The organism is Actinoplanes sp. DH11 (genome assembly GCF_020873875.1).
GTDB lineage: Bacteria > Actinomycetota > Actinomycetes > Mycobacteriales > Micromonosporaceae > Actinoplanes.
The window spans coordinates 1-25,873 of record NZ_JAHWGU010000015.1 but is presented as its reverse complement, the minus strand read 5'-3'; the positions used below and the strand labels follow the sequence as shown (position 1 = coordinate 25,873).

16 protein-coding genes and 1 pseudogene are annotated in these 25,873 nt (G+C 73.9%); 16 read left to right on the top strand and 1 reads right to left on the bottom strand.

Going from position 1 to position 25,873, the window contains the following annotated elements; genetic code table 11:
• Positions 1-22 precede the first annotated feature (22 nt).
• The 5 genes from LPA41_RS22060 (at position 23) to LPA41_RS22040 (ending at position 8,094) form a co-directional block, all read left to right on the top strand.
• Positions 23-3,517 (top strand): BTAD domain-containing putative transcriptional regulator, encoded by a 3,495-nt coding sequence (locus LPA41_RS22060; protein WP_229072569.1) that lies wholly within the window; start codon positions 23-25, stop codon positions 3,515-3,517.
• A gap of 71 nt (positions 3,518-3,588) precedes the next feature.
• Positions 3,589-4,533 carry an ATP-binding cassette domain-containing protein gene (locus tag LPA41_RS22055; RefSeq protein WP_229072568.1) on the top strand — a complete coding sequence of 315 codons (945 nt, stop codon included), beginning with the start codon at positions 3,589-3,591 and terminating at the stop codon, positions 4,531-4,533.
• A 107-nt stretch (positions 4,534-4,640) separates the two neighbouring features.
• Positions 4,641-5,396, top strand: a complete 756-nt coding sequence (locus LPA41_RS22050; RefSeq protein ID WP_229072799.1) for an ABC transporter permease — start codon at positions 4,641-4,643, stop codon at positions 5,394-5,396.
• 351 nt (positions 5,397-5,747) lie between these two features.
• On the top strand, positions 5,748-6,587 hold the full coding sequence (locus tag LPA41_RS22045) for a DUF1028 domain-containing protein (RefSeq protein ID WP_229072566.1): 840 nt from the start codon (positions 5,748-5,750) through the stop codon (positions 6,585-6,587).
• A gap of 892 nt (positions 6,588-7,479) precedes the next feature.
• Positions 7,480-8,094 (top strand): hypothetical protein, encoded by a 615-nt coding sequence (locus tag LPA41_RS22040; RefSeq protein ID WP_229072565.1) that lies wholly within the window; start codon positions 7,480-7,482, stop codon positions 8,092-8,094.
• A gap of 972 nt (positions 8,095-9,066) precedes the next feature.
• Here LPA41_RS22040 and LPA41_RS22035 read toward each other — a convergent pair.
• Complete coding sequence (locus tag LPA41_RS22035) at positions 9,067-10,287, bottom strand: EAL and HDOD domain-containing protein (RefSeq protein WP_229072564.1); 1,221 nt, start codon at positions 10,285-10,287, stop codon at positions 9,067-9,069.
• A gap of 147 nt (positions 10,288-10,434) precedes the next feature.
• On the opposite strand from LPA41_RS22035, the gene LPA41_RS22030 reads away from it, so the two are divergent.
• The 11 genes and pseudogenes from LPA41_RS22030 (at position 10,435) to LPA41_RS21980 (ending at position 25,842) form a co-directional block, all read left to right on the top strand.
• Positions 10,435-11,982, top strand: coding sequence for a long-chain fatty acid--CoA ligase (locus tag LPA41_RS22030; RefSeq protein ID WP_229072563.1), 1,548 nt, complete (start codon positions 10,435-10,437; stop codon positions 11,980-11,982).
• A 113-nt stretch (positions 11,983-12,095) separates the two neighbouring features.
• Positions 12,096-13,388 carry a hypothetical protein gene (locus LPA41_RS22025; protein WP_229072562.1) on the top strand — a complete coding sequence of 431 codons (1,293 nt, stop codon included), beginning with the start codon at positions 12,096-12,098 and terminating at the stop codon, positions 13,386-13,388.
• Positions 13,388-14,347, top strand: coding sequence for a glutamate ABC transporter substrate-binding protein (locus LPA41_RS22020; protein ID WP_229072561.1), 960 nt, complete (start codon positions 13,388-13,390; stop codon positions 14,345-14,347). Before LPA41_RS22025 ends, LPA41_RS22020 begins: the two co-directional genes overlap by 1 nt.
• Positions 14,344-15,513: a hypothetical protein gene (locus tag LPA41_RS22015; protein ID WP_229072560.1), complete on the top strand. Its 1,170-nt coding sequence runs from the start codon at positions 14,344-14,346 to the stop codon at positions 15,511-15,513. Before LPA41_RS22020 ends, LPA41_RS22015 begins: the two co-directional genes overlap by 4 nt.
• Complete coding sequence (locus LPA41_RS22010; protein ID WP_229072559.1) at positions 15,510-17,771, top strand: serine/threonine-protein kinase; 2,262 nt, start codon at positions 15,510-15,512, stop codon at positions 17,769-17,771. Before LPA41_RS22015 ends, LPA41_RS22010 begins: the two co-directional genes overlap by 4 nt.
• Before the next feature lie 315 nt (positions 17,772-18,086).
• Positions 18,087-19,160 carry a PP2C family serine/threonine-protein phosphatase gene (locus LPA41_RS22005; RefSeq protein WP_229072558.1) on the top strand — a complete coding sequence of 358 codons (1,074 nt, stop codon included), beginning with the start codon at positions 18,087-18,089 and terminating at the stop codon, positions 19,158-19,160.
• A 10-nt stretch (positions 19,161-19,170) separates the two neighbouring features.
• Positions 19,171-20,436, top strand: coding sequence for a VWA domain-containing protein (locus tag LPA41_RS22000; protein ID WP_229072557.1), 1,266 nt, complete (start codon positions 19,171-19,173; stop codon positions 20,434-20,436).
• Positions 20,433-21,164 (top strand): FHA domain-containing protein, encoded by a 732-nt coding sequence (locus tag LPA41_RS43035; protein WP_229072556.1) that lies wholly within the window; start codon positions 20,433-20,435, stop codon positions 21,162-21,164. The genes LPA41_RS22000 and LPA41_RS43035 overlap by 4 nt, the downstream gene beginning before the upstream one ends.
• A 53-nt stretch (positions 21,165-21,217) precedes the next feature.
• Positions 21,218-23,455, top strand: coding sequence for a tetratricopeptide repeat protein (locus LPA41_RS43030; protein ID WP_229072555.1), 2,238 nt, complete (start codon positions 21,218-21,220; stop codon positions 23,453-23,455).
• Between the two features lie 97 nt (positions 23,456-23,552).
• Positions 23,553-24,401: pseudogene (locus LPA41_RS21985) on the top strand (alpha/beta fold hydrolase); the annotation flags it as partial.
• 199 nt (positions 24,402-24,600) lie between these two features.
• Positions 24,601-25,842: an MFS transporter gene (locus LPA41_RS21980; RefSeq protein ID WP_255690102.1), complete on the top strand. Its 1,242-nt coding sequence runs from the start codon at positions 24,601-24,603 to the stop codon at positions 25,840-25,842.
• Positions 25,843-25,873 lie beyond the last annotated feature (31 nt).

Here is a 25,873-nt window from a genome sequence, read left to right as displayed (position 1 = left end):
CGGAGCCGTCAGAATCGTCGGCATGCGATTCGGCATCCTCGGTCCTCTGCGGGCGGAGCTCCCCGGCGGGAGCACCGTATTCGCAGGCGGGCCGAGGCTGCGCGCGTTGCTGGCGATGCTGCTGCTGGACGCGGGCCGCCCGGTCGGCATCGACCGGCTGATCGACGGCCTCTACGGCACCCGGCCACCCGCCGGCGCGGCCAACGCCCTGCAGTCCCAGGTGTCCCGGCTGCGCCAGTCCCTGCCCGTCGACCGCGAACCGGCCGGTTACCGCCTGGCCGTCTCCCCCGGCCACGTCGACGTCCACCGCTTCACCGCCCTGTCCACCGCCGGCCGCCGCGCCCTCACCGCGGCCGATCCGGCACGCGCCGCGTCGCTCCTGCGGGAGGCGCTCGGCCTGTGGCGGGGCGAGGCACTCGCTGACGTCCGGGACGCGCCGTTCGCGGCCGCCCACGTGGAGCGCCTCACCGAGCTGCGCCTGACGGCTACGGAGGACCTGTTCGAGGCCGAGGCACAGGTGACACCGGGCTCCGGGCCCGGAAGGCCGTCGGCCAGCGGCTCGATCGGCGGCTCGTCCGACGAGTCTCTCGGCGACTCTCTCGGCGGGCCGCTCGGCGGGCCGCTCGGCGGTGACGCGATTTCCGAGCTGCGTGCGCTTGTCGCGGCGCATCCGCTCCGGGAACGGCCGCGGGCTCTGCTCATGCGCGCCCTGGCGGCAGCGGGGCGACCCGCCGAGGCCCTCATGGTGTACGAGCAGACGCGTCGCGTCCTGGCTGCGGAATTCGGGGCCGACCCGTCACCGGAACTGGCCGGCCTGCACACCGCGATTCTGCGCGGAACGATGCCCGGCCGCCCGGTCCCGCCCGCCCGCCCGGATACAGCTCGCCGCACGGATCCGGTCGGTCGTACGGATGCGGCCGATCGTGCGGGAGCGGCCGATCGTGCGGGAGCGGCCGATCGTGCGGGAGCGGCCGATCGTGCGGATGGGGCCGGTCCCCCGAATGCGGCTGGGGCCCCGGATGCGGTCGGCCCTCCGGCCACGGTCGAGGGTGCTGGAGGGCTGGGCCGGCTCGCGGACGAGGGCGGACGCCGGACCGCGCGGGACGTGGTGCGGCGCGGGGTGCCGGTGGCGTTCACCAGTTTCGTCGGGCGGGACACCGATCTGGCGCGGGTCACCGCAGCGCTGCGGACGGCACGCCTGGTCACGTTGCACGGGCCGGGCGGAGCCGGCAAGACGCGGCTCGCGGCCGAGGTGGCCGGGCGGTTCGACGGTGACTGCTACTTCGTGGAGCTCGCCGCCGCGACCGGGGACGACGTGCCTCGCGCCGTGCTCGAGGTGCTGGGGCTCCGGGACGCGCGCCTCAACGACCGTACCCCCAAGAAAGCGGAAGCCCCGGCCGCCACCGACCGCCTGGTCGCCGCCCTGGCCGGCCGGGCGCTGCTGCTGGTGCTGGACAACTGCGAACACGTCGTCGACGCGGCGGCGACCCTGACCGGGCGGCTGCTGGCGGCGGCGCCCGGGTTGCGCGTGCTCGCCACCAGCCGGGAACCGCTCGGGATCACCGGCGAGGTGCTGCACCCGGTCGGCGGGCTCACCGTTCCCCCGGCCGGGCAGCAGCCGGACGACGCCGGACTCGGTGACTACCCGGCGGTGCGGCTTTTCGCCGACCGGGCCGCCGACGTCGTGCCCGGCTTCACGGTGACCGGCGCGAACGCGGCGGCGGTGCGGCGGATCTGCCGGATGCTGGACGGGCAGCCGCTGGCCGTGGAACTCGCGGCGGCCCGGCTGCACGCGCTGCCGGTCGCCGAGGTGGCGGCCCGGCTCGACGACCGTTTCCGGTTGTTGTCGCGGGGCAGCCGTACCGCCTCGTCCCGGCACCGCACGCTGCACGCCGTCGTGGCCTGGAGCTGGGACCTGCTCACCCCGGCGGAGCGGGTGCTGGCCCGGCGGTTCACGGTGTTCGCCGGCGGTGCCGGCCTGGCCGCCGTGGAGGCGGTCTGCGGCAGCGACACCGCGATCGCCGGTTCCGACGTCCTGGACCTGCTCACCGGGCTGGTCGGCAAGTCGCTGATCGAGCGGGACGGCGACCGGTACCGGATGCTGGCGACGATCCGGGCGTTCTGCGCGGAGCGCCTGGCCGAGTCCGGTGAGCAGGAGCGGATGTGGCAGGCGCACGCCGCGTACTTCCTCGGTCTCGCCACCACCGCCGACCCCTGGCTGCGGACCGCCGACCAGCTCACCTGGCTGGACCGGCTCGACGCCGACCGCGACAACCTGCATGCCGCCCTGCGCCGCGGCGGTCCGGACGCCGGGTTGCGCCTGGTCTCGGCGCTCTCGTTCTACTGGTGGCTGCGCGGGCTGCGGTCCGAGGCCACCATGCTCGCCGAGCGGGTGCTGGCCGAGACCGGCCCGGAGCCACCGCCGGGCCTGACCGAGGAGTACGCGCTGAGCGTCCTCAACGCGGCCATCGGCGGCGCCCGTCCCGCCGCGCCCTGGGACAGCTACCTGATGACGTTGCAGGGGGCGCCGCGCCAGCCGTTCCTGCTCTACCTGTCGGCGATGGCCGTCGGCCCGCCCGACTTCCCGCCCGGCGACGTGGTCACCCTGAACCGGGACCTGCGCGCCCGCCTGGCCGCCGAGGGCGACGAGTGGAGTGACGCCCTCGGCGGCATCGGCGGCGGCTGGATGCTGCTTTTCGCCGGCGCCGGGCCGGACGCCGCCGCCGGTGACTTCGCCGCGGCGCTTGCCGGTTTCCGGACCATCGGCGAACGCTGGGGCACCATGCTCGCCCTCTCCGGCCTCGCCGAACTGGCCGTGTGGCGCGGCGACCCGGCCGCCGCTATCGCACCCACCGACGAGGCGCTGCGCCTGGCCACCGAGCTCGGTTCCTCGGTCGATGTCGCCGACCTGCTCCGCGGCCGCGGCGAGGGCCGGCTGAGCGCGGGCGACCTGGACGGCGCGGCCGCCGACTTCGCCCGGTCCGCCGACCTGGCCCGGGAGTGCGGCGCCCTGGAACTGGTGGCCGCCGCCATGCTCGGCGCCGGCACGGTCCTGCTGCACCGGGGCGCCCTCGACCAGGCGCAGCGCCGGTGCGAGGCCGCGCTGGCCGCGTGCCCGGCCGGGTGGTACGGCGCCGACGGCACCCGGATGTCCATCCTGGTCGTGCTGGGCCGGATAGCCGAGCAACGCGGCGATCCAGCGGGGGCCGCCGGGCACTACCGTTCGGTCTTCGCCGTCCGTTCCGGTCTGCTCGGCTTCCAGGTGATGGCCGAGGCCGTCGACCGCCTGGCCCGGCTGGTCCTGGCCGCCGGGGACCCGGCCCGCGCCGCGACACTGCTCGGCACGGTGCTCGCCCTGGGCCTGCGCGGTGACCCGGTGACCGGCACTTTGGCCGGGCAGGTGGCGGCCGGCGTGGTCGCCGGGATCGGGCAGCAGGCGTTCGACGAGGCCCTGGCCCGGGGCGCCGCCCTGTCCACCGAGCAATCCTTCGCCCTTCTCCGGTCCGTCACCGCCTGATCCCGCCCGCGGTGCGCGGGCGGTCAGCGGACGGTGCGTGGGCGGTCAGCGCGTGTCGCCACGCTACGACCATGACGACATACGCGGTGGTGGCCGAGGGGCTGCTGAAACGCTACCGAGGGGGCGCGACCGCCCTGGACGGGTTCGACCTGCACGCACCCGCCGGCGGGATCTACGGGCTGCTGGGGCCGAACGGGGCGGGCAAGACCACGGCGGTACGGGTGTTCGCCACACTGCTGCGGTTCGACGCCGGCCGGGCGGAGGTGGCCGGCGCGGACGTCCGCAGCCAACCCGAGCTGGTGCGTGACCGGATCGCGCTGACCGGGCAGTACGCGGCGGTGGACGAGGTCCTCAGCGGCCGGCAGAACCTGGTCCTGTTCGGCCGGTTGCAGCACCTCGCCGCCCGGGACGCGCGGCGGCGGGCGGACGAGTTGCTGGAACAGTTCGCCCTGACGGACGCGGCGGGCAGGTCGGCGGCCGAGTACTCCGGAGGGATGCGCCGCCGCCTCGACCTGGCGGCCAGCATGATCCGCCGCCCGTCGGTGCTCTTCCTCGACGAGCCGACGACCGGCCTCGACCCGCGCAGCCGCAACCAGGTGTGGGAGGCGCTGCGCTCGCTCGTCGCGGACGGCACCACGGTGCTGCTGACCACGCAGTACCTGGAGGAGGCCGACCAGCTCGCCGCCCGCGTCGCGGTGGTGGACGCGGGCCGGGTGGTGGCCGAGGGCACGCCCCGGGAGCTGAAGGCCACGATCGGCGCGGACCGGCTGGAGATCGTGGTCGAGGACGGCGGGCGGCTGGCCGACGCGGCCGCCGTCGTGGCCGGGCTCACCGGTGCGGCGCCGGACACCGACCCCGACGGGCGCCGGCTGCGGATGCCGGTCACCGACGGGGTGGGTGCGCTGGTGGGGACGGTACGCGCGTTGCAGGACGCCGGCATCACGGTGAGCGACGTCGGCGTGCACCGGCCCACCCTGGACGAGGTCTTCCTGGAGCTGACGGGAGCGAACCGATGACCGGACCGACGACTGTGGTGCGCGATGCCGTGCCGGACGGAGCCCGTACCCCCGCATCGCCCGCGGTGACCACCCACCGGGGCCGCGCCGTCGCGGACGGGCTGGTGATGACCGGGCGGTACCTGCGGCACGTGGTCCGCGCGCCGGAAGAGATCATCATCTACTTCAGCCTGCCGATCATGTTCGTGCTGGTGTTCGGGTACGTGTTCGGCAGCGGCATGCAGGTGCCGGGCGGCGGCGGGTACCGCGAGTTCCTGCTGCCCGGCGTCTTCGTGATGACCATGCTGTACGGGATCGGCGCCACCGCCACGGGCATCGCCACCGACACCGGCCGCGGCGTCGTCGACCGTTTCCGATCAATGCCGATGGCGCGGTCGGCGCTGATGACGGGTCGTGCGCTTGCCGACCAGGTCCGGGCCATGCTCGAGGTCACGGTGCTCGTGGTGTGCGGGCTGCTGGTCGGCTGGGACTGGCATCGCGGCATCGGGAACGCGCTGCTCGCGGTGGGTCTGCTGCTGTTGCTGCGGCTCGCGCTGAGCTGGGTCGGAATGGTCTTCGGCATGCTGACGCCGAACCCGGACACGGTTTCGGTGATCGTGTTCCCGCTGGCCTTCCCGCTGAGCGCGCTGTCGAACATCTTCGTGGCGCCGCAGCTGATGCCGGAGTGGCTGGGCGCGATCTCGGAGTGGAACCCGATCTCGGCGACCACCACCGCGATCCGGGAGCTGTTCGGCAACCCGGGGCTGGGTTCGGACTCCTGGCCGGCCGAGAACGCGCTGCTGCTGGCGGTGGCGTGGCCGGTCGCACTGATCGCGATCTTCGCCCCGCTGGCCGTGCACCGCTATCGGTCGCTCGGTCGCTGAGCACGCCGTACCGAAGATCGCGGCCTCTTGTTTCTCGCCGCCTGATTCCGCCGCCTGATTCCGCCGGCGTTGGCAGAGCGGCGGCCTGGTTCCGGCGCCGTTGGCAGAGCGGCGCCACGGGCGGGGTCGCGGCAACGACCGTTCCCGCCCGCGGCGCCGCACCGGCCGCCGGACGCATCGGGCGGAAAGCGTCCGGAGGCCGTGGACCGCACTCCGGCCAAGAGCGGTCCGGGACCGGTCGCGCCGTTCCGAGGAACCGGCGCGGCCGGAAGCTCACCCCCGCAGTCTTGAACCCGGCCCCGGCCCCGCGCAAACTCACTCCGAGCACATCCGGCCGTATACCGTTCGCCCATGACCTTCTCGATCGTGGGCCGGTCCGCTGACGGCGCGGCCGTCGGCGTGGCCGTGGCCAGCAAGTTCCTCGGCGTCGGAGCGGCAGTTCCGGCAGCTCAGGCGGATGTGGGCGCGGTCGCGACCCAGTCCTACGCGAACCTGGCGTACCGTCCGCAGGCCCTGGCCCTGCTCGGCACCGGGGTGCCGGCGACGCTGGCCCTGGCGGGCCTGATCGCCGCGGACGGCGGCCCGGTCACGCACCGGCAGGCGGGGATCGTCGGGATGTCCGGGCCGGGTGCGACGTACACCGGCCCGGACTGCCACGACTGGGCCGGCGGTGTGGCCGGTGACGGATATGCCGCGCAAGGCAACATGCTCGCCGGTCCGTCGGTGGTGGCGTCGATGGAGCGGGCCTGGCTGGACGACGCGTCCGACCTGCCCTACCGGCTGCTCGCCGCGCTGCGCGCCGGCGATCTGGCCGGCGGCGACCGGCGTGGGCGGCAGAGCGCGGCGCTCCTGGTGGTCTCCGCGGGACGGGGGTACGGGGGCACCAGCGACGTCTGGGTCGACCTGCGCGTCGACGACCACGCCGACCCGGTGGGCGAACTGGGCCGGCTGCTGGAGATGCACAGTCTCTACTTCGAGTCACCGGACCCGGCGTCGCTGCTCCCGTTGGACGGGCCGCTCGCCGAGGAGGTGCGGTCCCGCCTGGCGGCGGCCGGCTTCGCCGGCGACGACCTGGACAAGGATCTGGCGTCCTGGGCGGGAGTCGAGAACCTCGAGATGCGCGTGGTGGCGGGCTCGATCGACCCCCTGGTCCTGGAGCATCTGCGGGCCGCGAATTCGGCACTTTCGTGACCGCCCGCCTGTCACCCAGCGGACAACCGCCCAAATCGGCCCGGTGAGGCACGGCCGAGGAGAGGCGGAACACAAGAGAACAAATATCTCAAAACGGCTTTCTTCTGTAATTCCTCCTGCAAAGATCAACTACGGTCCTGTGATCGACAGCGGGGGAAGTGATCGAATGCGCAGCGACGAGACCGGAAATCCGCCGGTCATCAGCCGGACAGAAGCCGTGACAGGGTTGCCGGGCGCACGCCGGGCCGGGACACCACCCGAACGGGGCGAGCCCCCGGCCCCGCACCCGGACGCCCGCGTCGAGCCACCCGCCTCGCGCCCGGACAGCCGGGTCGAGCCCTCGGCCCAGCGACCGGACATCCGGGTCGAGCCACCCGCCTCGCGCCCGGACAGCCGCGTCGAGCCACCGGCCCAGCGACCGGACATCTGGGTTGAGCCACCGGCTCCGCGACCGGACATCTGGGTTGAGCCACCGGCTCCGCGACCGGACATCTGGGTTGAGCCACCGGCTCCGCGACCGGACAGCGACGACGCGCGGTCGGTGATGTCCGGTGACCGCGATACGCCGCGACAAGCGACGCCCGCTGGTGACCGATTGGGGTCATCCGACGACGTGGCGGTGACCGCAGGCCCAGCCCTGGCAGTCCCGCGGCGGGCCGCTCCCGGGCGGCGGGTCTCCACGGACCAGGCGTCCGCGATGCCGGGCATCGGCGGGACCGACCACGCCGTCCCCGCGACGGCCTGGATGGCGGGCCCTGCGACGGCCCGGACGGCCGGGTCAGCAGGGTGGGCAACCGGGTCGGCAGCGCACCCGTCGGGATCAGCCGCTGCGTCAGCGGCGCGAACCGCAGGCGCGGCGGCGGGCCTTCCCGCGACGGCGCGGCCGTCGCTGGTGCCGCGCGGTGCCCGTCCGGTCGCGGCGGCCACCGGGACGGCCGTCGCCGGGCTCGGCAAGAGTGTCCTGCTGCTGCGCCCGGGAGTCGAGGAGCGCACCCACCACCTGCCCCTGGAACTGGTCCGCCGGGACATCGCCGGTGACCACCCCGGCGTACCGCTCATGCTCCGGATCCGGGTCCTCGACGCCGGCACCGGCGCGCCCGTGACCGGCGCGGTGATCGACATCCGGCACCGCGACGCGCTCGGGCGGACCGGCCCGGGAACGGAGGTGCGCGGGGCACAGATGGCCGACCAGCAGGGGTACGCCGAGTTCCGCACCGTCCACCCCGGCTGGCACGACGGCGAACCGGTGCAGATCGTCGCCGAGGTGCACGTCGGTGGCTACCTGGCCGGCGGCCGGTCGGTGGCGCACACCGGCCACCTGCGGTTCCCGGAGGCGCTGACCGCGGAGGTGGCGCAGCTGGCGCCGTACCGCGCGATCCGCACCCCCCGCACCACCGCCGACACCGGCGGCGAGCACGCCGTCGGCACGCTGCAAGTAGTACCCCGGGACCGTTACCACCTCGCCTCCGGCCTGCTGGCCTCGATCGTCGTGGCGGTCGCCGGCTGATCAGCCGCGGATCGTCGTGGCAGTCGCCGGCCGATCAGCCGCGCAGGTAGGCCGGCACCGCCCTGACCCGGCGGTGGTCGTCATCGTCCGGCGGCAGGTCCAGGTTGACGAGCAGGTACTCCAGGCGGAGCGCACGGTCACTCCGGACGGTGGGCGCACAGGACTCCAGGCGGAGCGCACGGTCACTCCGGACGGTGGGCGCACAGGACTCCAGGCGGAGCGCACGGTCACTCCGGGCGGGGGCGCAAGTACTCCGGGCAGGGTGATCGGTGGCGCAATACGGAGGGCGGCCGGGGCGCGTAGGGCGGCAGGGGTGCGGGACGCAGGCAGGCGGGGTGCGGGACGCAGGCAGGGGCGCAGGCTGACAGCGGTCCAGGGCGTGGGTGGACTGCGCTCTCGGATATCCCCACCGTTTTGTCGGATAGCGAGCGCGGGCTGCTCTGCCGGGTGGCGCTGGTCGGGGTTCGGGTGCGGCCGGTTGGCCTGGTAGGCGATTCCGGTGCGACGCCTGCTTGTGCGGACCTCCGCAGGGCGGAGTTGATCTGCTAGCGATGCGAAATCGCGGTTTCAACCCCATGATCACAGCGATTTCGCATCGCTAGCAGATCAACATCTCGGCAGGGACGGCGAGTCCGGCGTCATCGGCCGAAACAGGGGCGGCGGCCGGGAACGGCGGGCCAGACGCCGGTAAGGGCCCGACCGGAGGCCGGCGAAAGCCGCGGCACGGCAAAAGGCCCGGCACAGCAAGAGGCCCGGCACGGCAAAAGGCCCGGCACGGCAAAAGGCCCGGCACAGCAAGAGGCCCGGCACAGCAAGAGGCCCGGCACAGCAAGAGGCCCGGCACAGCAAGAGGCCCGGCACAGCAAGAGGCCCGGTACGGGGAAGGGGCAGGGGCGGCGAAGAGGCGCGGCACGGCGAGAGGCAGGGGCGGCGAGGGGAGGGGCGGCGAGCGGGCAGGGGCGGGTGCGTGGGTTACTTCGGCGCGCCCACCGGGGTGAAGCGCTGCGCGGCGGAGAGGGTGCGCGTCGACCAGCGCATCGCGTCGAGGTAGGGGCCGGCCAGGTCGCCCTGGACCACTTCGCCGTCGCCGTAGGCGCGGACCGCCCGCAGCACCTCGCCGAGCCGGCCGGCGCCGGTGGTCAGGGCGTCCGACACGTCTGCCGTCAGGGGCAGTTGCTCGACCATCGCGGCCGGGGTCATCGACATCAGTTCGGCCATCCCGCTGACCAGGCCGGCCACGAACGCGGCGCCCGGGTCGGCGCGGAAGCGGGGTGCCAGGGTCTCGCAGAGCCGGGCCTGGGTGAGCGTGGTCAGGAGCTGCTCCTCCGGGGCCTCGCCGACGTCGTCGACCACCATCAGGGTGGCCCAGCGGCGGATGTGGGTGAGGCCGATCATCATGATCGCCTGGCGGACCGAGGAGATCCGGCTGACCACGCCGGCGGCCACCGAGTTGCTGACCCGCAGCACCCGCATGGCCAGGGCCGGGTCGCTCGCGATGATCGCGGTGATTTTGTCGAGCCGGGCGTCGGGGTGCATCAGGGCGGCGACCAGTTCGAGGCGGCGCATCCGGGACGGTGAGAGGCTGGGGGTGCTGAGGACCTGGGGACGGCTCAGGGCGTACCCCTGGCGCAGTTCCATGCCGTAGTGGTCGGCGATGGCCAGTTGCTCGGCGGTCTCCAGCCGCTCGGCGACGATCTTCAGGCCGGGGTGCCGGCGGATCTCGGCGACGATCGTGTCGAGCTGGCTCAGGTCGCCGTCGAGCAGGTCGAGCTTGACGTAGGAGGCCAGCCCGAACAGCCGCTCGTGACCGGAACCCCAGACGAAGTCGTCGAGCGCGATCCGGTAGCCGGCCTCGGCCAGCGCGGTGATCCCGGCGATCACCTCGTCGTCGATCTCGACGGTCTCGAGGATCTCCAGAACCACCTGCTCGGGGCCGAACGGCAGCGGCAGCCGCCCGGTCACGAACTCGCGGGTCAGGTTGATGAAGCACGGCCGGTTGCCGGCGACCTCGGCGATGCCGAACTCGGTGAACGCGTTCACCATCACCGTACTCGTGGCATAGGTGTCCTGGCGGCCCGACGCGACAGCGTCCATGCGGCCGCGGAAAAGAAGCTCGTAAGCGACCAGCACGCCGTTCGCGTCGAAGATCGGCTGACGGCCCACGTGCACGGCGTCCAACGTCGGGATTCCCACGTCGAGGCCATCGGCAGCCCGGGGCCACAGTTGAGGAACCGGTCGAAGGAAGCTCACAGGAAACAAAGCCGAAACGGCTGTTCCCTCCGGCGCCACCCTCGTGCTGGTATGAGACCGCCGTCACATCAAGCGCAAAGGAACCACCGGATGCTCAACCTCTCCGTTCTGCTGGAGGACAGCGCCCGCCAGCACCCGGACCGCGCTGCCGTGGTCCTGGGCCCGCAGCGACTGTCGTACGCGCAGGTCAATGCCGCGGCCAATCAGGTCGCCGCCCTGCTGGTGGCACGCGGGATCCGGCCCGGCGACAAGGTGGCGCTCACGTGCCCCAATCTGCCGTACTTCCCGATCGTCTACTACGGCATCCTCAAGGCCGGCGCGGTCGTCGTCCCGCTGAACGTGCTGCTCAAGGGCCGCGAGATCGCGTACCACCTGAAGGACTCCGACGCGAAGGCCTATTTCTGCTTCCAGGGCACCCCGGAGCTGCCGATGGGCGCCGAGGGCTGGGCCGGCTTCGGCGAGGCGCCGGAGTGCGAGCAGTTCTTCCTGATCACCGCCGACCCGGCGGCCGCGTCGACGGTCGAGGGCGCCGAGACGCTCGGGCAGGCGCTCGCCGGGCAGCCGCCGGTCTTCGAGACCGTGCAGCGCGCCGAGACCGATCCCGCTGTCATCCTCTACACCAGCGGCACCACGGGCCAGGCCAAGGGCGCTGAGCTGTCGCACTCCAACCTGGTGCTCAACGCGCTCACCTGCAACCGCCTCTTCGGCACCCAGCCGGCCACCGACACCCACCTGCTGGTGCTGCCGCTGTTCCACTCGTTCGGCTCGACCGTCAACATGAACGCCGGCTTCGCCACCGCCGCGACCCTGGTGCTGCTGCCCCGGTTCGACGCGGCCGCCGCGGTGCAGCTGCTGCAGAGCGAGGACGTCACGTTCTTCGCGGGCGTCCCGACGATGTATTGGGGGCTGCTCAACGCGCTCGGTGAGGGCGTCGACGTGGACCGCATCGCCCGCAACATGCGGGTCGCCGTCTCGGGCGGGTCCAGCCTTCCCGTGGAGATCATCAGGGCGGTCAAGGAGCGGTTCGGCGTCACCATCCTGGAGGGCTACGGGCTTTCCGAGACCTCGCCGGTCGCCACGTTCAGCGACCCGGGCGGCGAGCCCCGGCCGGGTTCGATCGGCATCCCGATCTGGGGTGTCGAGGTGAAGCTGATCGACCCGGAGTGGAAGACGGTCGACGGCGCCGACGAGATCGGTGAGATCGCGGTGCGCGGCCACAACATCATGCGGGGCTACTACAACCGGCCGGAGGCGACGGCCGAGGTCATGCGGGACGGCTGGTTCCGGACCGGTGACCTGGCCCGCCGGGACGCCGACGGCTTCTACTACATCGTGGACCGCGCCAAGGACATGATCATCCGCGGTGGCTTCAACGTGTACCCGCGGGAGATCGAGGAGGTCCTGATCACCCACGAGGCGGTCTCGCTGGCCGCGGTGATCGGCGTGCCACACCCCAGCCACGGCGAGGAGGTCAAGGCGTTCGTGATCCTCAAGCCCGGCGCCACGGCGACCGAGGAGGAGCTCGTCGCCTGGGGCAAGGAGCAGATGGCGAGCTACAAGTACCCGCGCGTCGTCAGCATCGTCGAGTCGCTGCCGATGACCGCCACCGGCAAGCTCCTCAAGCGCGAGCTGAAGTAATCGTGTCCTCCGGGCGCCGGCGGCGGACGATCGCCGTGCGCCCGGAGTGATCGGTTGCGCGCATACCGCACAGTGGAGGGGTGACGACGGGGACGGCCACACGGAGGCGGACGTTGACCACAGGTCTGACGCGACGACCGGCCGCCGGCGGCCGGGGCGTGGTGCGCCGGGTCGGTCAGCTGCGGCACAGCTCACCCGGCCGGTTGCAGCTGCTGCTCGCCATCCTGCTCACGCTCGGCCTGCTCACCGGGCTGGTCGCCGGGCTCACCGCCACGTCGGCCGCGTCCGGCACCGCTGACCTGGGCGGGCGCGCGCAGCCGCTGCTCACCGAGTCGGAGACGATCTACTCGGCGCTCGCCGAGGCCGACACGGTGGCCGCGCAGGCGTTCCTCGCCGGCGGTCTGGAGCCGGTCGATCTGACCCGCCGTTACGAGGACGCCCTGGCCCGGGCCACCACCGCGCTCACCTCGGCGGCCCGGCGCACCCCGGAGGGCAGCGCCGCACAGGAGTCGGTGCACGCCCTCGCCGCCGGCACCCTGCGGTACACCGCTCTCGTCGCCACCGCCCGCGCCGGCAACCGGCAGGGCCTGCCGGTCGGCGCGTCCTACCTGGCCACCGCCTCGGAGCTCAACCAGGGGACGCTTCAGCCGCAGGCCCAGTCGCTCTTCCAGTTCGCCGCCCGCGAGGTCGACGCCGGTTACGAGACGGCCCGCAGCTCCTGGTGGCTGATCCTGCTCCTGGTCCTGGTCGTCGTCCTGACCATCGCGCTGATCGGCACCCAGGTCTATCTGAGCGGGGCCACCCGCCGCACGTTCAACATGCCGCTGCTGGCCGCCACCGGGCTCACCGCGCTGCTGGTCGTCGCGACCGGCGTCCTGTTCACCCTGCAGCGCGACCATCTGGACAGTGCCGGCGAGGACGGCTCGACACCGGTGATCGCGCTCGCCGAGCGGCGGATCCTGGCCCTGCGCGAGCGCGCGTCGGAGGCGCTCACCCTCGCCGCCCGGGCCGGCAGCGGCCCGCACGAGAAGGCCTTCGACCGGGCGGCCGAACAGCTCGATTTCACCGGCCGCGAGTTCGACGACGTGGCGTCGCTGATGTCGCAGGCCGGTGCCCGGCATGCTACCTATGTCGACATCCACCGCGAGGTGCGCAAGCTGGACGACGGCGGTGACTACGACGGTGCGGTGAAACTCGCGGTCGGCCCGGAGGCGACCGAGGCGTTCGAGGGGCTGACGAGCGCGCTCGACGCTGCCCTGGCGGACCGGCGAGCCGTCTTCGACGAGGAGATCGACCGGGCCGGGCGCGGGCTGAGTGTGCTCACCGTGCTCGGGCCGCTGCTGGCGCTGGCGATCTGTGTGCTGGCCGCGATCGGGTTGCGCGCCCGGCTGGAGGAGTTCCGCTGATGGGTGGCCGTCTGCTGCGTACCCCTGCCCTGCTCGCCCTGGCCGGTCTCGTGGCCGTCGCCGGTTGCACGGGCCCGGACCCCGCGCCGCCCGCCCCGCCGATCGCGCCGGCACCGGCGGTGAGCGGCCCGGCGGCGGCCACGCCCAGCTGTGACCCGCGCGCCAGTTTCCGGCCGCAGGGCGCCCTGCCCGCGCCGGGCCGGATGCCGGCGGGCAGCCGGATGGCGCAGATCCAGAAGAACGGGCGGCTGGTGCTCGGCACCAGTCAGGACAGTCTGCTGTTCAGCTCGCGCAACGCGTTCACCGGCCGGGTCGAGGGCTTCGACATCGACATGGGCCGGCTGATCGCGCAGGCCATCTTCGGCGACCCGGACAAGCTGCGGATCAAGGTGATCCCGCACGAGGACCGCACCAAGGTCTTCGGACAGCCCGGCAACGACGTCGACCTGGTGATCAACACGATGACCGCGAACTGCGCCCGCTGGCAGGAGGTCGACTTCTCCACGGTCTACCTGGAGACGGGTCAGCGGCTGCTGGTCGGCAAGGACTCCACCGTCGACGGGCTGGACGACCTGGGCGGGCAGGGTGTGTGCGCCGCCGCCGGCTCGACTTCCCTGGTCAACATCGACAAGGCCCCGGCGGACCCGGTGCCGGTGGCGAAGGGCGGCTGGGGCGAGTGCCTGGTCGCCTTCCAGCAGAACGAGGTCGCGGCCGTCTCCACCGACGACACCATCCTCGCCGGGCTCGCCGCGCAGGACCCGTTCGCCAAGGTGGTCGGCCCGCGCTTCACCGAGGAGCCCTACGGCATCGCGATCTCGAAGGAGCACCCCGACCTGACCCGGTTCGTCAACGCCGTCCTCGAACGCAGCCGGGCCGACGGCACCTGGCGGTCCACGTACGACCGCTGGCTGAGCGCGCTCGGCCCGGCGCCGCGCCCACCGGCGGCGCGATACCGATGACCGATGCTGTCCTGCACCGCGCCGACGCCGAGCTGGCCCGCCTGGAGAACGCGGTGACCGCGATGGCGGCCAACCTGGTGGAACTCGACGAGAACCCGCACCGCAAGGAGCTCGGTGCCACCCGGCTGACCGGGGAGACCGCGCGCGCCTGGGCCGACGCCGAGGACGCGCTCGCCCGGCTCTGGCAGGGTCATCGGCAGCTGAGTGAGCTGATCGCCCAGGCCCGGGCGGTCCGCGGGCAGCGGCGGATCGACGCCGAGGCGTTCACCCGGCAGGTGCTCGGTGGCTCGATCACGCTGTCCACCAGCACGGTTCCGCTGGCGCAGCGCGGCCTGCTCGGCGCCGGGCAGGTGAGCACGGTCTGCTCCCCCGCCGATCTGCTGGCCGCGATGGAGGCGGCGTTCACCACGGCGGTCGACGTGGTGACCCGGGCCGGTGACCGGTGGCAGCGGCTGCTGCCGGGCGCCGCCGACGCCGCGGCCGCCCTGTCGCACGCCCGCGCGCTGGGCGACAGCCCGCTGCTGGACGAGGCGGACCGGCTGCTCGGCGGGTTCACCGCCACGCTCGCCGGCGACCCGCTCGCCGCCGACCCCGCGGTGCTCACCCGGGTCCGCGACCTGATCGGCCGGGCCGACGCCGAGCGCACGTCCGCCTCGGAGCTGCGCGCCTGGCTGGAGCAGCGGTTGCGGGACGCGCGGGCGACGGCGGCGGAGATCGGCACGGCCAGGCGGGCGGCCGAGGCGGCGCGGCAGGCCGCGGCCGGGCGGTTTCCCGAGCAGCGGATCGCGGGCGTACGAGGCTCCGACCCGCTCACCGACCTCGCGGCGATCGAGGCGCTCGCCACGGCCGGCCAGTGGGCGCTGATCGCCCCGCGGCTCGCCCGGTGGAACCGGCAGGCGGCCGAGCGGCTGGCCGCGCTGCGGGCCTCGGCCGCACACAACACGGGGCTGCTGGCCGAGCGCAACGAGCTGCGCGGGCGTTTCGACGCCTACCGGGCGAAGGCGCTGCGCCGCGGCCTCGGCGAGGACCCGGTGCTCACCCCGCTGGCCGACGCCGCGCGGGCCGCGCTGCACGACGCGCCCTGTGACCTGGACGCCGCCCGGGTCGCGCTCGGCGCCTACCAGGACGCCCTGTCCACCACCATCGCTGCGAGGGATGCCCGGTGACCACCTGCTTGCGGAACTGTCCGGGCACCATCGAGGACGGGTACTGCGACACCTGCGGCATGGCGCCGTCACCGTCGGCCGCCGTGCCCGCCGGCCGGCCGGCCACCGCACCGGCCACCGCACCGGGGCCGGGGCAGGCGTCACCGTCCGTGCTGCTGCAGGCCGCGCTGTCGGCGCCGACGACGCCGCGGCCCCGGGTCAACGGCTCGGCGTCGGCGCGCTCGGCGGCACTGTCGACGCGCAGCGGGCGCAGCACCCGGACCGGTGGCTCGCGCGGGCAGTCGCGGCGCCGCTTCGGTGGCGGGCTGGTCGAGATCACGCCGATCGTGCAGGCCGACCCGTCGACCGCCGTGATGACGGTCGCCGAGGTCCCGGAGTCCCGGCGGTACTGCGCGAAGTGCGGCAACCCGGTCGGCCGCAGCCGGGGCGACCGGCCCGGTCGCACGTCGGGGTTCTGCGCGACCTGCGGCGAGCCGTTCAACTTCACACCGAAACTGGCCAAGGGCGACCTGGTGGCCGGGCAGTACGAGGTGGCCGGCCCGCTCGCGCACGGCGGCCTCGGCTGGATCTACCTGGCCGTCGACAAGAACGTGTCGGACCGCTGGGTGGTGCTCAAGGGTCTGCTCAACTCCGGCGACGAGGACGCGCTCGCCGCAGCGGTGGCCGAGCGGCGGTTCCTGGCCGAGGTCGAGCACCCGAACATCGTCAAGATCTACAACTTCGTGGAGCACGAGGGCGCCGGCTACATCGTCATGGAGTACGTCGGCGGCAAGTCCCTCAAGGACCTACTCAAGGCGGCCGCCGCGCCGCTGCCCGTGCACCAGGCACTCGCCTACGTCCTGGAGATCATGCCGGCGTTCGGCTACCTGCACGACCGCGGCCTGATCTTCTGCGACTTCAAGCCGGACAACGTCATCCAGTCCGGCGACCAGATGCGCCTCATCGACCTGGGCGGCGTGGTGCACGTCGACGACCAGGAAGCGGCGATCTACGGCACTTCTGGCTATCAGGCGCCCGAGATGGCCACGGCCGGGCCGTCGATCGCCTCCGACCTCTACACCATCGGCCGGACCCTGGCCGTGCTCACCACCGACTTCCGCGGTTACCAGAGCACGTTCAAGGAGAGCCTGCCGGACCGCGAGTCGTTCGACGTCTACGTCCGGCACGAGTCGTTCTACCGGCTGCTCGGCCGGGCCACCAGCACCGACCCGGCCGACCGGTTCGAGGACGCCGGCGAGATGACCGAGCAGATGCTCGGGGTGCTGCGCCAGGTGCTCGCCGCCGACGGCGAGCCCCGGCCGGCGCCGTCCCGGCTGTTCACCGGCGAGATTCGCACCGACCCGCAGTCCGACGGCGTGCGCTGGCAGGACCTGCCCACCCCGCTGATCGACCTGACCGACCCGGCGGCCGCGTTCCTGGCCTCGGTGACCGTCACCGACCCCGCCGAGGTGCTGGTCCTGCTCGGCAAGGCGCCGCAGTACACCCTCGAGGTCCGGCTCCGCGAACTGCGGGCGCACATCGACCTGGGCGCCCGGACCGGCCGGTTCGACGAGGCCACCACGTTCCGGGCGCTGCTCGCCGAATCCGCCGGTGGCGACTGGCGGGTCGCCTGGTACGACGGCCTGCTCGCCCTGGCCACCGGCGACCACGCGCAGGCCCGGGCCCGGTTCGACGCGGTCTGGTCGGCGCTGCCCGGCGAGCTCGCCCCGCAGCTCGCGCTGGGCTTCACCGCCGAACTGGCCGGCGACCGGGACACCGCCGGCACCTACTACGACGTGGTGAGCCGCACCGACCCGGCCTACACGACGGCCGCCGCCGGCCTGGCCCGCTGCCGCCTCGCCGCCGGTGACCGGGCCGGTGCGGTGGAGGCCTACAACCGGGTTCCGGGGACGTCGTCGGCCTACTCCGGCAGCCAGGTCGGCGCGATCCGGGCACTGGTCGGGGCGCACCCGGCGGCCACCGTCGACGTGACCGCCCTGACCGCGGCCGCCCAGTTGCTCGACCGGCTCACGGTGGAGGCGGCCCAGCTCGCGGCGCTCCGGGCGGAGTTGCTGGAGCAGGCGCTGAGCGCGCTCACCCGCGGTGTCGCGGTGCCGGCCGCGGTGCTGGGGCGGACCGGGAGCGCACCGGCCGGGGAACGGGACGTACGGTTCGCGCTGGAGTCGGCGTACCGGGAGATGGCCCGGGCGGCGCACGGGCCGGAGAAGATCCGCCTGGTCGACCGGGCGAACGCCGCCCGGCCCCGGACGCGGACGTGAGAGAGGCGGGAACGGCCCCGATGATCGTGGTGGATTGCACGGCGTGCGCGGACGAGCGGGCTGCGGGGGCGGCGTTCTGCGAGGAGTGCGGGCGGGACCTGGCCGGGCCGGCGGCGGACGCCGGATCCCCGGCGGCCGGCGGAGCCGGTGCGGGCGACGCGGCCGGCGGGCCGGAACCGGCGGGAATTGAGGGTTCGGCCACTTCCGGTGAGGCGGGGGCGGACGGCAGGCTGGGTGTCCGGGCGTCGGCGGGCCTGTCCGCACTGCGGGGCGGGCTCGTCGGTCGGCGCCGACGGCTACTGCGAGGAGTGCGGGATGCTGGCCGGTCGGCCCCGGGATCACATCGAGGCGGACGGTGGCGCGGTCGCCGCCGCGGTGAGTGACCGCGGGCGGCGGCACCACCGGAACGAGGACGCCATGTGGCTGGCCGTCGGTGAGGCGGCCGCGGACGTGGTGGTCTGCGACGGGGTGTCGGCGTCCTACGACCCGGACGCGGCCTCGGACATCGCGGCGCGCACGGCCGGTGAACTGCTGTCGGCGGCGCAGCACCCGGACGCGGCGGACCCGGCCGGCGGGACGGACACCGGGGTGACCGCCGACCTGAGCGCCACGGTGGAGCTGGACCTGGGGCGCGGCCGGGGCGGCGGTCTCAGCGATGCCGTTGCGGGCGGGACGGGCGAGACCGGGGAAGGGCGGGACCCTGGCGTACGCGTACCCGAAGCGCAAGCCGCCGCCGAATCCCCTGCCGCGCCCGCCGGTGAATCCCCTGCCACGCCCGCCGAGGAACCCGCCGTCGCCGTCGCCGGTGTCGTCGCCGCCGCCATCGCCGGCGCCGCGGAGGCGGTCGTCTCGCTCGCGCACACCGGCGACCCGCGCCGCGCCGCGTCCAACCCGGCCTGCACCATCGTGGCCGCGGCGGTCCGCGGCCCGCACGTGGGCTTCGGCTGGGTGGGCGACAGCCGGATCTACTGGCTCGGTGCGGACGGGCCCGCCGAGCAGCTCACCGAGGACGACTCGTGGGCCACCCACATGATCGCGCTGGGCGCCGACCCGATCGAGGCGATGGACGATCCGCGGGCGCACGCCATCACCGCCTGGCTGGGCGCGGACGCCGGGCAGGTCGTGCCGCGGGTCGGCGCGTTCACCGCGACCGACGACGGGCTGCTGGTGCTCTGCAGCGACGGGCTGTGGAACTACCTGCCCGACCCGGCGGCGTTCGCGGCGACCGTGCGCGACTGTCTGGAGAGCACCTCCGGGCTGCTCGGCGCGGCGCGGGCGCTCGTCAAGTTCGCCAACGCGGCCGGTGGCGCCGACAACATCACTGTCGCGCTGGTCCCCGTGCACGCCGGCCCCGCCGCCGACCCGACAGCTGCCGTCGAAGAGAACTGAGGAGTTCCCGTTGTCGTACACCGCTGAGGCGTTCCAGAACGAGTTCCTCGCCCTGGGCGCGAGCGAGGTCAACGCGATCGTCACGGTCACGTCGTCCGGCGCCGCGGGCGGCGTCCGCACCACCGGCGCCACCGAGATCGTGATCGTGGACGCGTCCGGATCGATGCAGGCCGAGGGCCGGATCGGCGCCGCACGCCAGGCCGCCAAGGCGGCCGTGGAGTGCATCGACGACGGCGTCCACTTCGCGATCATCGCGGGCGTCAGCACCGCGCAGCAGCTCTACCCGGAGCCGGGCGGGCTCGCCGTCGCGTCGCCGGAGACGCGGGCCGCCGCGGCGCGCTCGATCGACCGCCTGCAGGCCAGCGGCGGCACCGCGATGGGCGCCTGGCTGCTGCTCGCGGCCCAGCTGTTCGCGCAGCGGCCCGGCGACATCGCGCATGCCATCCTGCTCACCGACGGCGACAACGGCGAGCGGCACGGATACCTGGAGAGCGTGCTGGAGTCGATCGCCGGGCGGTTCAGCTGCGACTGCCGGGGTGTCGGCACGAACTGGAAGGTCTCCGAGCTGCGGAAGATCGCCTCGGCGATGCTGGGCACCGTGGACATCGTGGCCCGCCCGGTCGACCTGACCGCGGCGTTCCAGCAGATGATGACCACCGCGATGGGCAAGACCAGCGCGGACGTGCAGCTCAAGGTCTGGACGCCGGTCAACACCACGGTACGGTTCGTCAAGCAGGTCGAGCCGCAGGTGGTGGACCTGACCGGCAAGCGTGTGGCGGACGGTACGCGGGCCGGCCGTTACCCGCTCGGCTCGTGGGGCCGGGAGAGCCGCGACTACCACGTCTGCATCGACGTGACCCCGGGCGCGGCGGGCGACGAGATGCTGGCCGCCCGGGTCTCCGTGGTCGAGGGCGACACCGTGCACGCGCAGTCGCTGGTCCGTGCCGTGTGGACCGACGACACCGCGCTCTCCACCCGGATCAACCGGCAGGTCGCGCACTACACCGGGCAGGCCGAGCTGGCCTCGGCCATCCAGGACGGGCTGGCCGCCCGCGAGGCCGGCGACGACCACACGGCCACGCTGAAGTTCGGCCGGGCGGCGCAGCTCGCGCACGCCGGCGGCAACACGGCCACCTCCGAGCTGCTCGCCAAGGTGGTGGAGATAGACGACGCGGTCACCGGGACGGTCCGGCTCCGGCGCAAGGTCAACGCCGAGGACGAGATGGCGCTGGACACCCGGTCGACGAAGACGGTGCGGGTCGGGCGGACGCAGTGACGCTCTACACCTGCCCCAAGGGCCACTCCTCGGCGGAGGGCGACTTCTGCGACACGTGCGGCGCCCGGATCGGTGCCGCCCCCACCACCGGGTCCCCGGTCACCGCCGCCCCGGCCCCCGCCTTCGCCCCCGCCTCGGCCCCGGGCCCTGCCTCTGCCTCTGCCTCTGCCTCTGCCGACACTGCCCCGCCGACCGTGCCGGACATCGCACCGGCCGCCGCCGAGCCGCCGTGCCCGAACTGCGGCGCGCCGCGCGGGGCGAGTGCCCGCTTCTGCGAGGACTGCGGGTACGACCACAGCACCGGCCGCGTCCCGCAACTCGGTCCCCCCGGTGGTGGCCCGCTCCGCGGCGACTGGACGGCCACGGTCTTCGCCGACCGGGTCTACTTCGACGCCAACGAGGTGGACGGGGTCACGTTCCCGGCCGGCGCGCCGCGGCGCGACGTCACGCTGCCGGCGCCGCAGGTCCGGATCGGCCGGCGCAGCAGTTCCCAGGGGACCGAGCCCGACCTCGACCTCTCCGACGACCCCGGGGTGTCGCACAACCACGCGCTTCTCACCCTGAACATCGACGGCCAGTGGCTGGTCTCCGACCTGGGTTCGACCAACGGGACGTACCTGAACGAGGAGGACGCACCGCTCACCGCAGGGCAGACCCGGACGCTGAAGGACGGCGATCAGGTGCACGTCGGAATCTGGACGACCATCACCCTGCACGCGCCGTCGTGACGTGTCCCACGAGGGCTACAGGAGGCGGCCGGTTCTTTGCTTGAGTGGGCCACGTGTCCTCCTTCGGTACCGGTCTCCGTGCCCTGCGCCGCGCTGCCGGCCTCACCATCGAACAGCTCGCGCAGGCGTCCGGGGTCAGCGGCCGGGCGATCAGCGACATGGAGCGCGGGCACAGCCGGGCGCCGCAGACACGGACTCTCGCGGCGCTCGCCACCGGCCTCGGGCTGGACCCGGCGCAGCTGCGTGACCTGGAGGAGTCGGCCCAGGAGCAGCGCACCCGCAGCACCGCCGACGGCCCCCGGCTGTGCGAGCTGCCCCGCGCGGTGACCGACTTCGTCGGGCGGGCCGCGGAGCTGGCGCTGGTGCGCCGGCACGTGGTCGAGACCGGCGACCGCGGCCCGGCGCCGGTCGTGGTGGTGCACGGCCAGGCCGGGCTCGGCAAGACCGCGTTCGCCGTGCGCCTGGCCGGTTCGCTGCAGGCCGCGTTCCCGGACGGCCAGTTCTACCTCGACCTGCGCGGCACCGACGCCGACCCGGTGAGCGTCGGTGACGCCCTGGTCCGGCTGCTGCGTGCCCTGGAGGTCAGCCCGCGGCGGATCGCCGAGAGCAACGAGGAACGGTCCAGCCAGCTGCGGGCCGTCCTGGCGACCCGGCGCTGCCTGCTGGTCCTCGACAACGCGGCGAACGAGGCGCAGGTGCGCCCGCTGCTGCCCGGCGACGGCCGCGGCATGGCCGTGGTGACCAGCCGGCGGGTGCTCGGCGGACTGGAGGGGGTGCTGCGGCTTCCGCTCGCGCCGTTCGCCCCGGACGAGTCGGCGGAGCTGCTCGGCGCGATCGCCGCGCAGGCGCACGGACCGGGCGTCGGCCGGGTCGCCGACCTCTGCGGTCATCTGCCGCTGGCCCTGCGGATCGCCGGCACCCGGCTCGCCACCCGTCCCGCCTGGACGGTGGACCATCTGGTCGGCCGCCTCGCCGACGCCGACCGCCGGCTCGCCGCGCTGTCGCTGGGCGACGCCGGGGTGGCGACCGCGTTCGCGCTGTCCCACGCACAGCTGTCCGAACCGGCGCGGACCCTGTTCCGGCGCCTCGCCCACGTGCCCGGGGTCTGCTTCACCCCGGAGATCACCGCGGTGCTGGCCGGTATCGGCCCGGACGACGCCCTGGACGGCCTCGAGGAACTCGTCGAACTCGGCCTGATCATGCCGGAGCCGGAGAGTGTGGTGCGGTACCGGTTCCACGACCTGATCCGGCTCTACGCCGCCGAACGGCTGCGCAACGAGGAGCCGCCCGGCGTGCGCGCCGAGACCCGGCAGCGGCTCGACCGGTGGCTGCTGGAGACCGCGATCGTGGCCGGCCGCTGGTTCGAACCCGGGTACGGTGCGCTGCCCGCCGACTACCACGGCCTGGTGCCGCTCGCCTCCGTCGACGAGGCCGGCGAGTGGTTGCAGGCGGAGGCGGACAACTGGCTCGGCGCGTTGCGGGCCGCCGCCGCGGACGGGCAGCACCAGCTGGTCGTCGACGTCGCCGGGGCCATGCACTGGTTCTCCGACTCGATGGTCTTCTGGTCCGGCTGGTACGAGGTGTACGGCCTCTCCCGGGCCGCCGCGGCCGCACTGCCCGACCGGCTTCAGGAGGTCACCCACCTCAACTACTTCTCCTGGGCCGCCACGCACGCCGCCCGCCGGCCCGAGGAGGGCGCCGAGACGGCCATGCGGGCGTACGCGCTCGCCGTCGAGATCGGTGACGTGAAGGAACAGGCGTGGGCGCTGACGTACGCGGGAACGGGCTGGCGGTTCGCCGGGCGGCTCGAGCAGTCCCTTGACGCGTACCGGCGGGCGCAGGCCCTGGCCGACGCGGCCGGCGACCACGACGGGTACGTCCAGCACTTCCAGGGCCTCGGCCTGCTGCTGGCCGCGCTCGGCCGCCCGCTGGAGGCCCTGGAGATGTTCGCGTCGACGAGCCGTGCGGTCGAGACGCGGCCGGTGTCCCCGCAGCCGGCGGTGCTGGCCCTGGCCGGCTCGCACACGTTCGCCGGGGAGGTCCTCGCCGATCTGGGGCGCTGGGAGGAGGCCCGGCAGCAGGCGGAACTGGCGCTGCCGCTGATCGGCCGGGGCAGCGACAACAGCCTCCTCGGGCAGGTCCATCTCACCCTGGGCCGGGTGCGGTGCGCGCTCGGCGAGACCGAGACGGCGCGCGACGCCCTGACCCGGGCGCTGGAGCTGCTGGACGGGTCACAGTACCGCAAGGGCATCGAGATCGCCCGGACGCAGCTGGCCGCCCTGAACGCCTGACGTCCCCGCGAGTTCTGCGTATTTTCCTGCGTGGTTCCGGGCGCCGTGACCTGATGGGATGAATGTGAAAGGGCGGCGCCGACCAGGTGCGCCGCCTGCGGGAAGGAAATCCATGAGCTTCGTGACGACCTCCGACGGCACCCAGATCTTCTACAAGGACTGGGGCACCGGGCGTCCGGTCGTGCTCAGCCACGGCTGGCCGCTGAACTCGGACAGCTGGGAGGCACAGCAGCTCTTCCTGGCCGAGAACGGCTACCGGGTCATCGCGCACGACCGGCGCGGGCACGGCCGGTCCACCCAGACGTGGCACGGCAACGAGATGAACACGTACGCCGCCGACCTGGCCGCGGTCATCGACCACCTCGACCTGCGGGACGTCACGCTCATCGGCTTCTCCACCGGTGGTGGCGAGGTCAGCCGCTACATCGGCAACTACGGCACCGCCCGCGTCGCGCAGGCCGTCCTGGTCTCCTCCGTGCCGCCGCTGATGCTGCGCACCGACGACAACCCGGGTGGCGTGCCGATCGAGGTCTTCGACGGCCTGCGCGCCGGTTCGCTGGCCGACCGCTCGCAGCTCTACAAGGACCTCGCCGACGGCCCGTTCTTCGGCAACAACCGGCCCGGCGCGTCGGTGGCGCAGGGCCCGCGGGACGCGTTCTGGCTGCAGGGCATGGCGGCGGGACACCGCAACGCGTACGAGTCGATCGCCGCGTTCTCGGCCACCGACTTCCGTGGCGACCTCGCCAAGTTCGACGTGCCGACCCTGGTCATCCACGGTGACGACGACCAGGTCGTCCCGTTCGAGGTCGGCGGCAAGGCGTCGGCCGCGCTGATCAAGGGCGCCGAGCTGCGCGTCTACGCCGGTGGGCCGCACGGCATCACCGACACCCACAAGGAGCAGCTGAACAACGACCTGCTCCAGTTCCTGAACAGCCACAACGCCTGATCCGCACGGGGCCCCGGGCACGCGCCCGGGGCCCTATGCTTTTCGCACCCGCACGTTTTGCGAAAGGGGATGCGGATGCGCCTCCGCCCGGTCACGGTCACCGCTTCGATGCCGGAGCCCGCCGTCCGCTGACAACCGCCACGGCGGTCGCTCCTCGAAGCGGTTCCTCCACGACCGTTTCCTTGCCGAGGAGCCCCTTTTGCGTACCCTCCACCCGCGCCTCGGCGCGGGCTTCAACCGTCTCTGGACCGCCTCCGCGATCTCCAACCTGGGCGACGGGATCACCATGGTCGCCGGCCCGCTGCTGCTCGCCTCCATCACCCGCGACCCGGCCCTGATCGCCGACGGCGTCCTCGCCCAGCAACTGCCCTGGCTGCTGTTCGCCCTGGTCAGCGGCGCCTTCGTGGACAGGCTGGACCGCCGCCGCCTGATCGTCGTGGCGAACCTGGCCCGCGCCGCCGCCCTGACCGTCCTGACCGTCGCGGTCGCCGCCGACCGGCCCTCGGTGGTCCTCGTCTACCTGGTGCTGTTCGCGCTCGGGGCCGGCGAGACCCTGGTCGACACCGCCGCCGGCGCGCTGCTCCCCCGGCTCGTCGCCCCGGCCGACCTGCCCCGCGCCAACGCCCGTCTCAGTGCCACGTTCACCGTCGCCGGCCAGTTCGCCGCCAAACCACTCGGCGCCTCGCTGTTCGGCATCGCGGCGGCCGTGCCGTTCGGCGTCGACGCCCTGTCGTTCGTCATCGCCGCCGCCCTGATCGCGTCCCTGCCGCCCACGCCGGCCCCCACCGCCACTCCCGGCGCGGATCCCGCCGATCCCGGCCTGATGGCCGGGGGCCGGCGCTCGCTGCGTGCGGACATCGCCGAAGGGGTGCGCTTCCTGCGGGGACACCGCCTGCTGCGTACGCTCGCCGCCGCCATGGGCCTCGGCAACGTCGCGTTCTGCGCGGCGTTCGCGGTGTTCGTCCTCCATGCCCGGGAGCGGCTCGGCTTGTCGGCCGTGGGCTACGGCGCGCTGCTCACCACCTTCGCCGCCGGCGGGCTCGTCGGGGCCGCGGTGGCCGCCCGGGCGGTGGCCCGGTTCGGCGCGGCCGCGGTGCTCCGGACCGGACTGCTGATCGAGGTGGTCACGCACGTGACGCTGGCGACGACGACCTCCGCCCGGGCGGCCGGTGCGGTGCTGGTGCTCTTCGGGGTGCAGACCGTCGTGTGGGGTGTCACCACCGCCTCGCTGCGGCAGCGGCTGGTCCCGGACCGGCTGATGGGCCGGGTCGGCAGCGTCTACTCGTTCCTGGAACTCGGCGGTGCCGCGATCGGCACCCTGCTCGGCGGCCTGCTGGCCCGGGCGTGGGGCCTGCTGACCCCGTTCTGGGTGGCCGCCGCGGCCATGGCCGTCATCCTGGCCCTGGCCTGGCGGCCGACGGCCGAGGCCGATCGCGTCTGAACCCCGGCGGTGGGGGGGGGGGGGGGGGGGG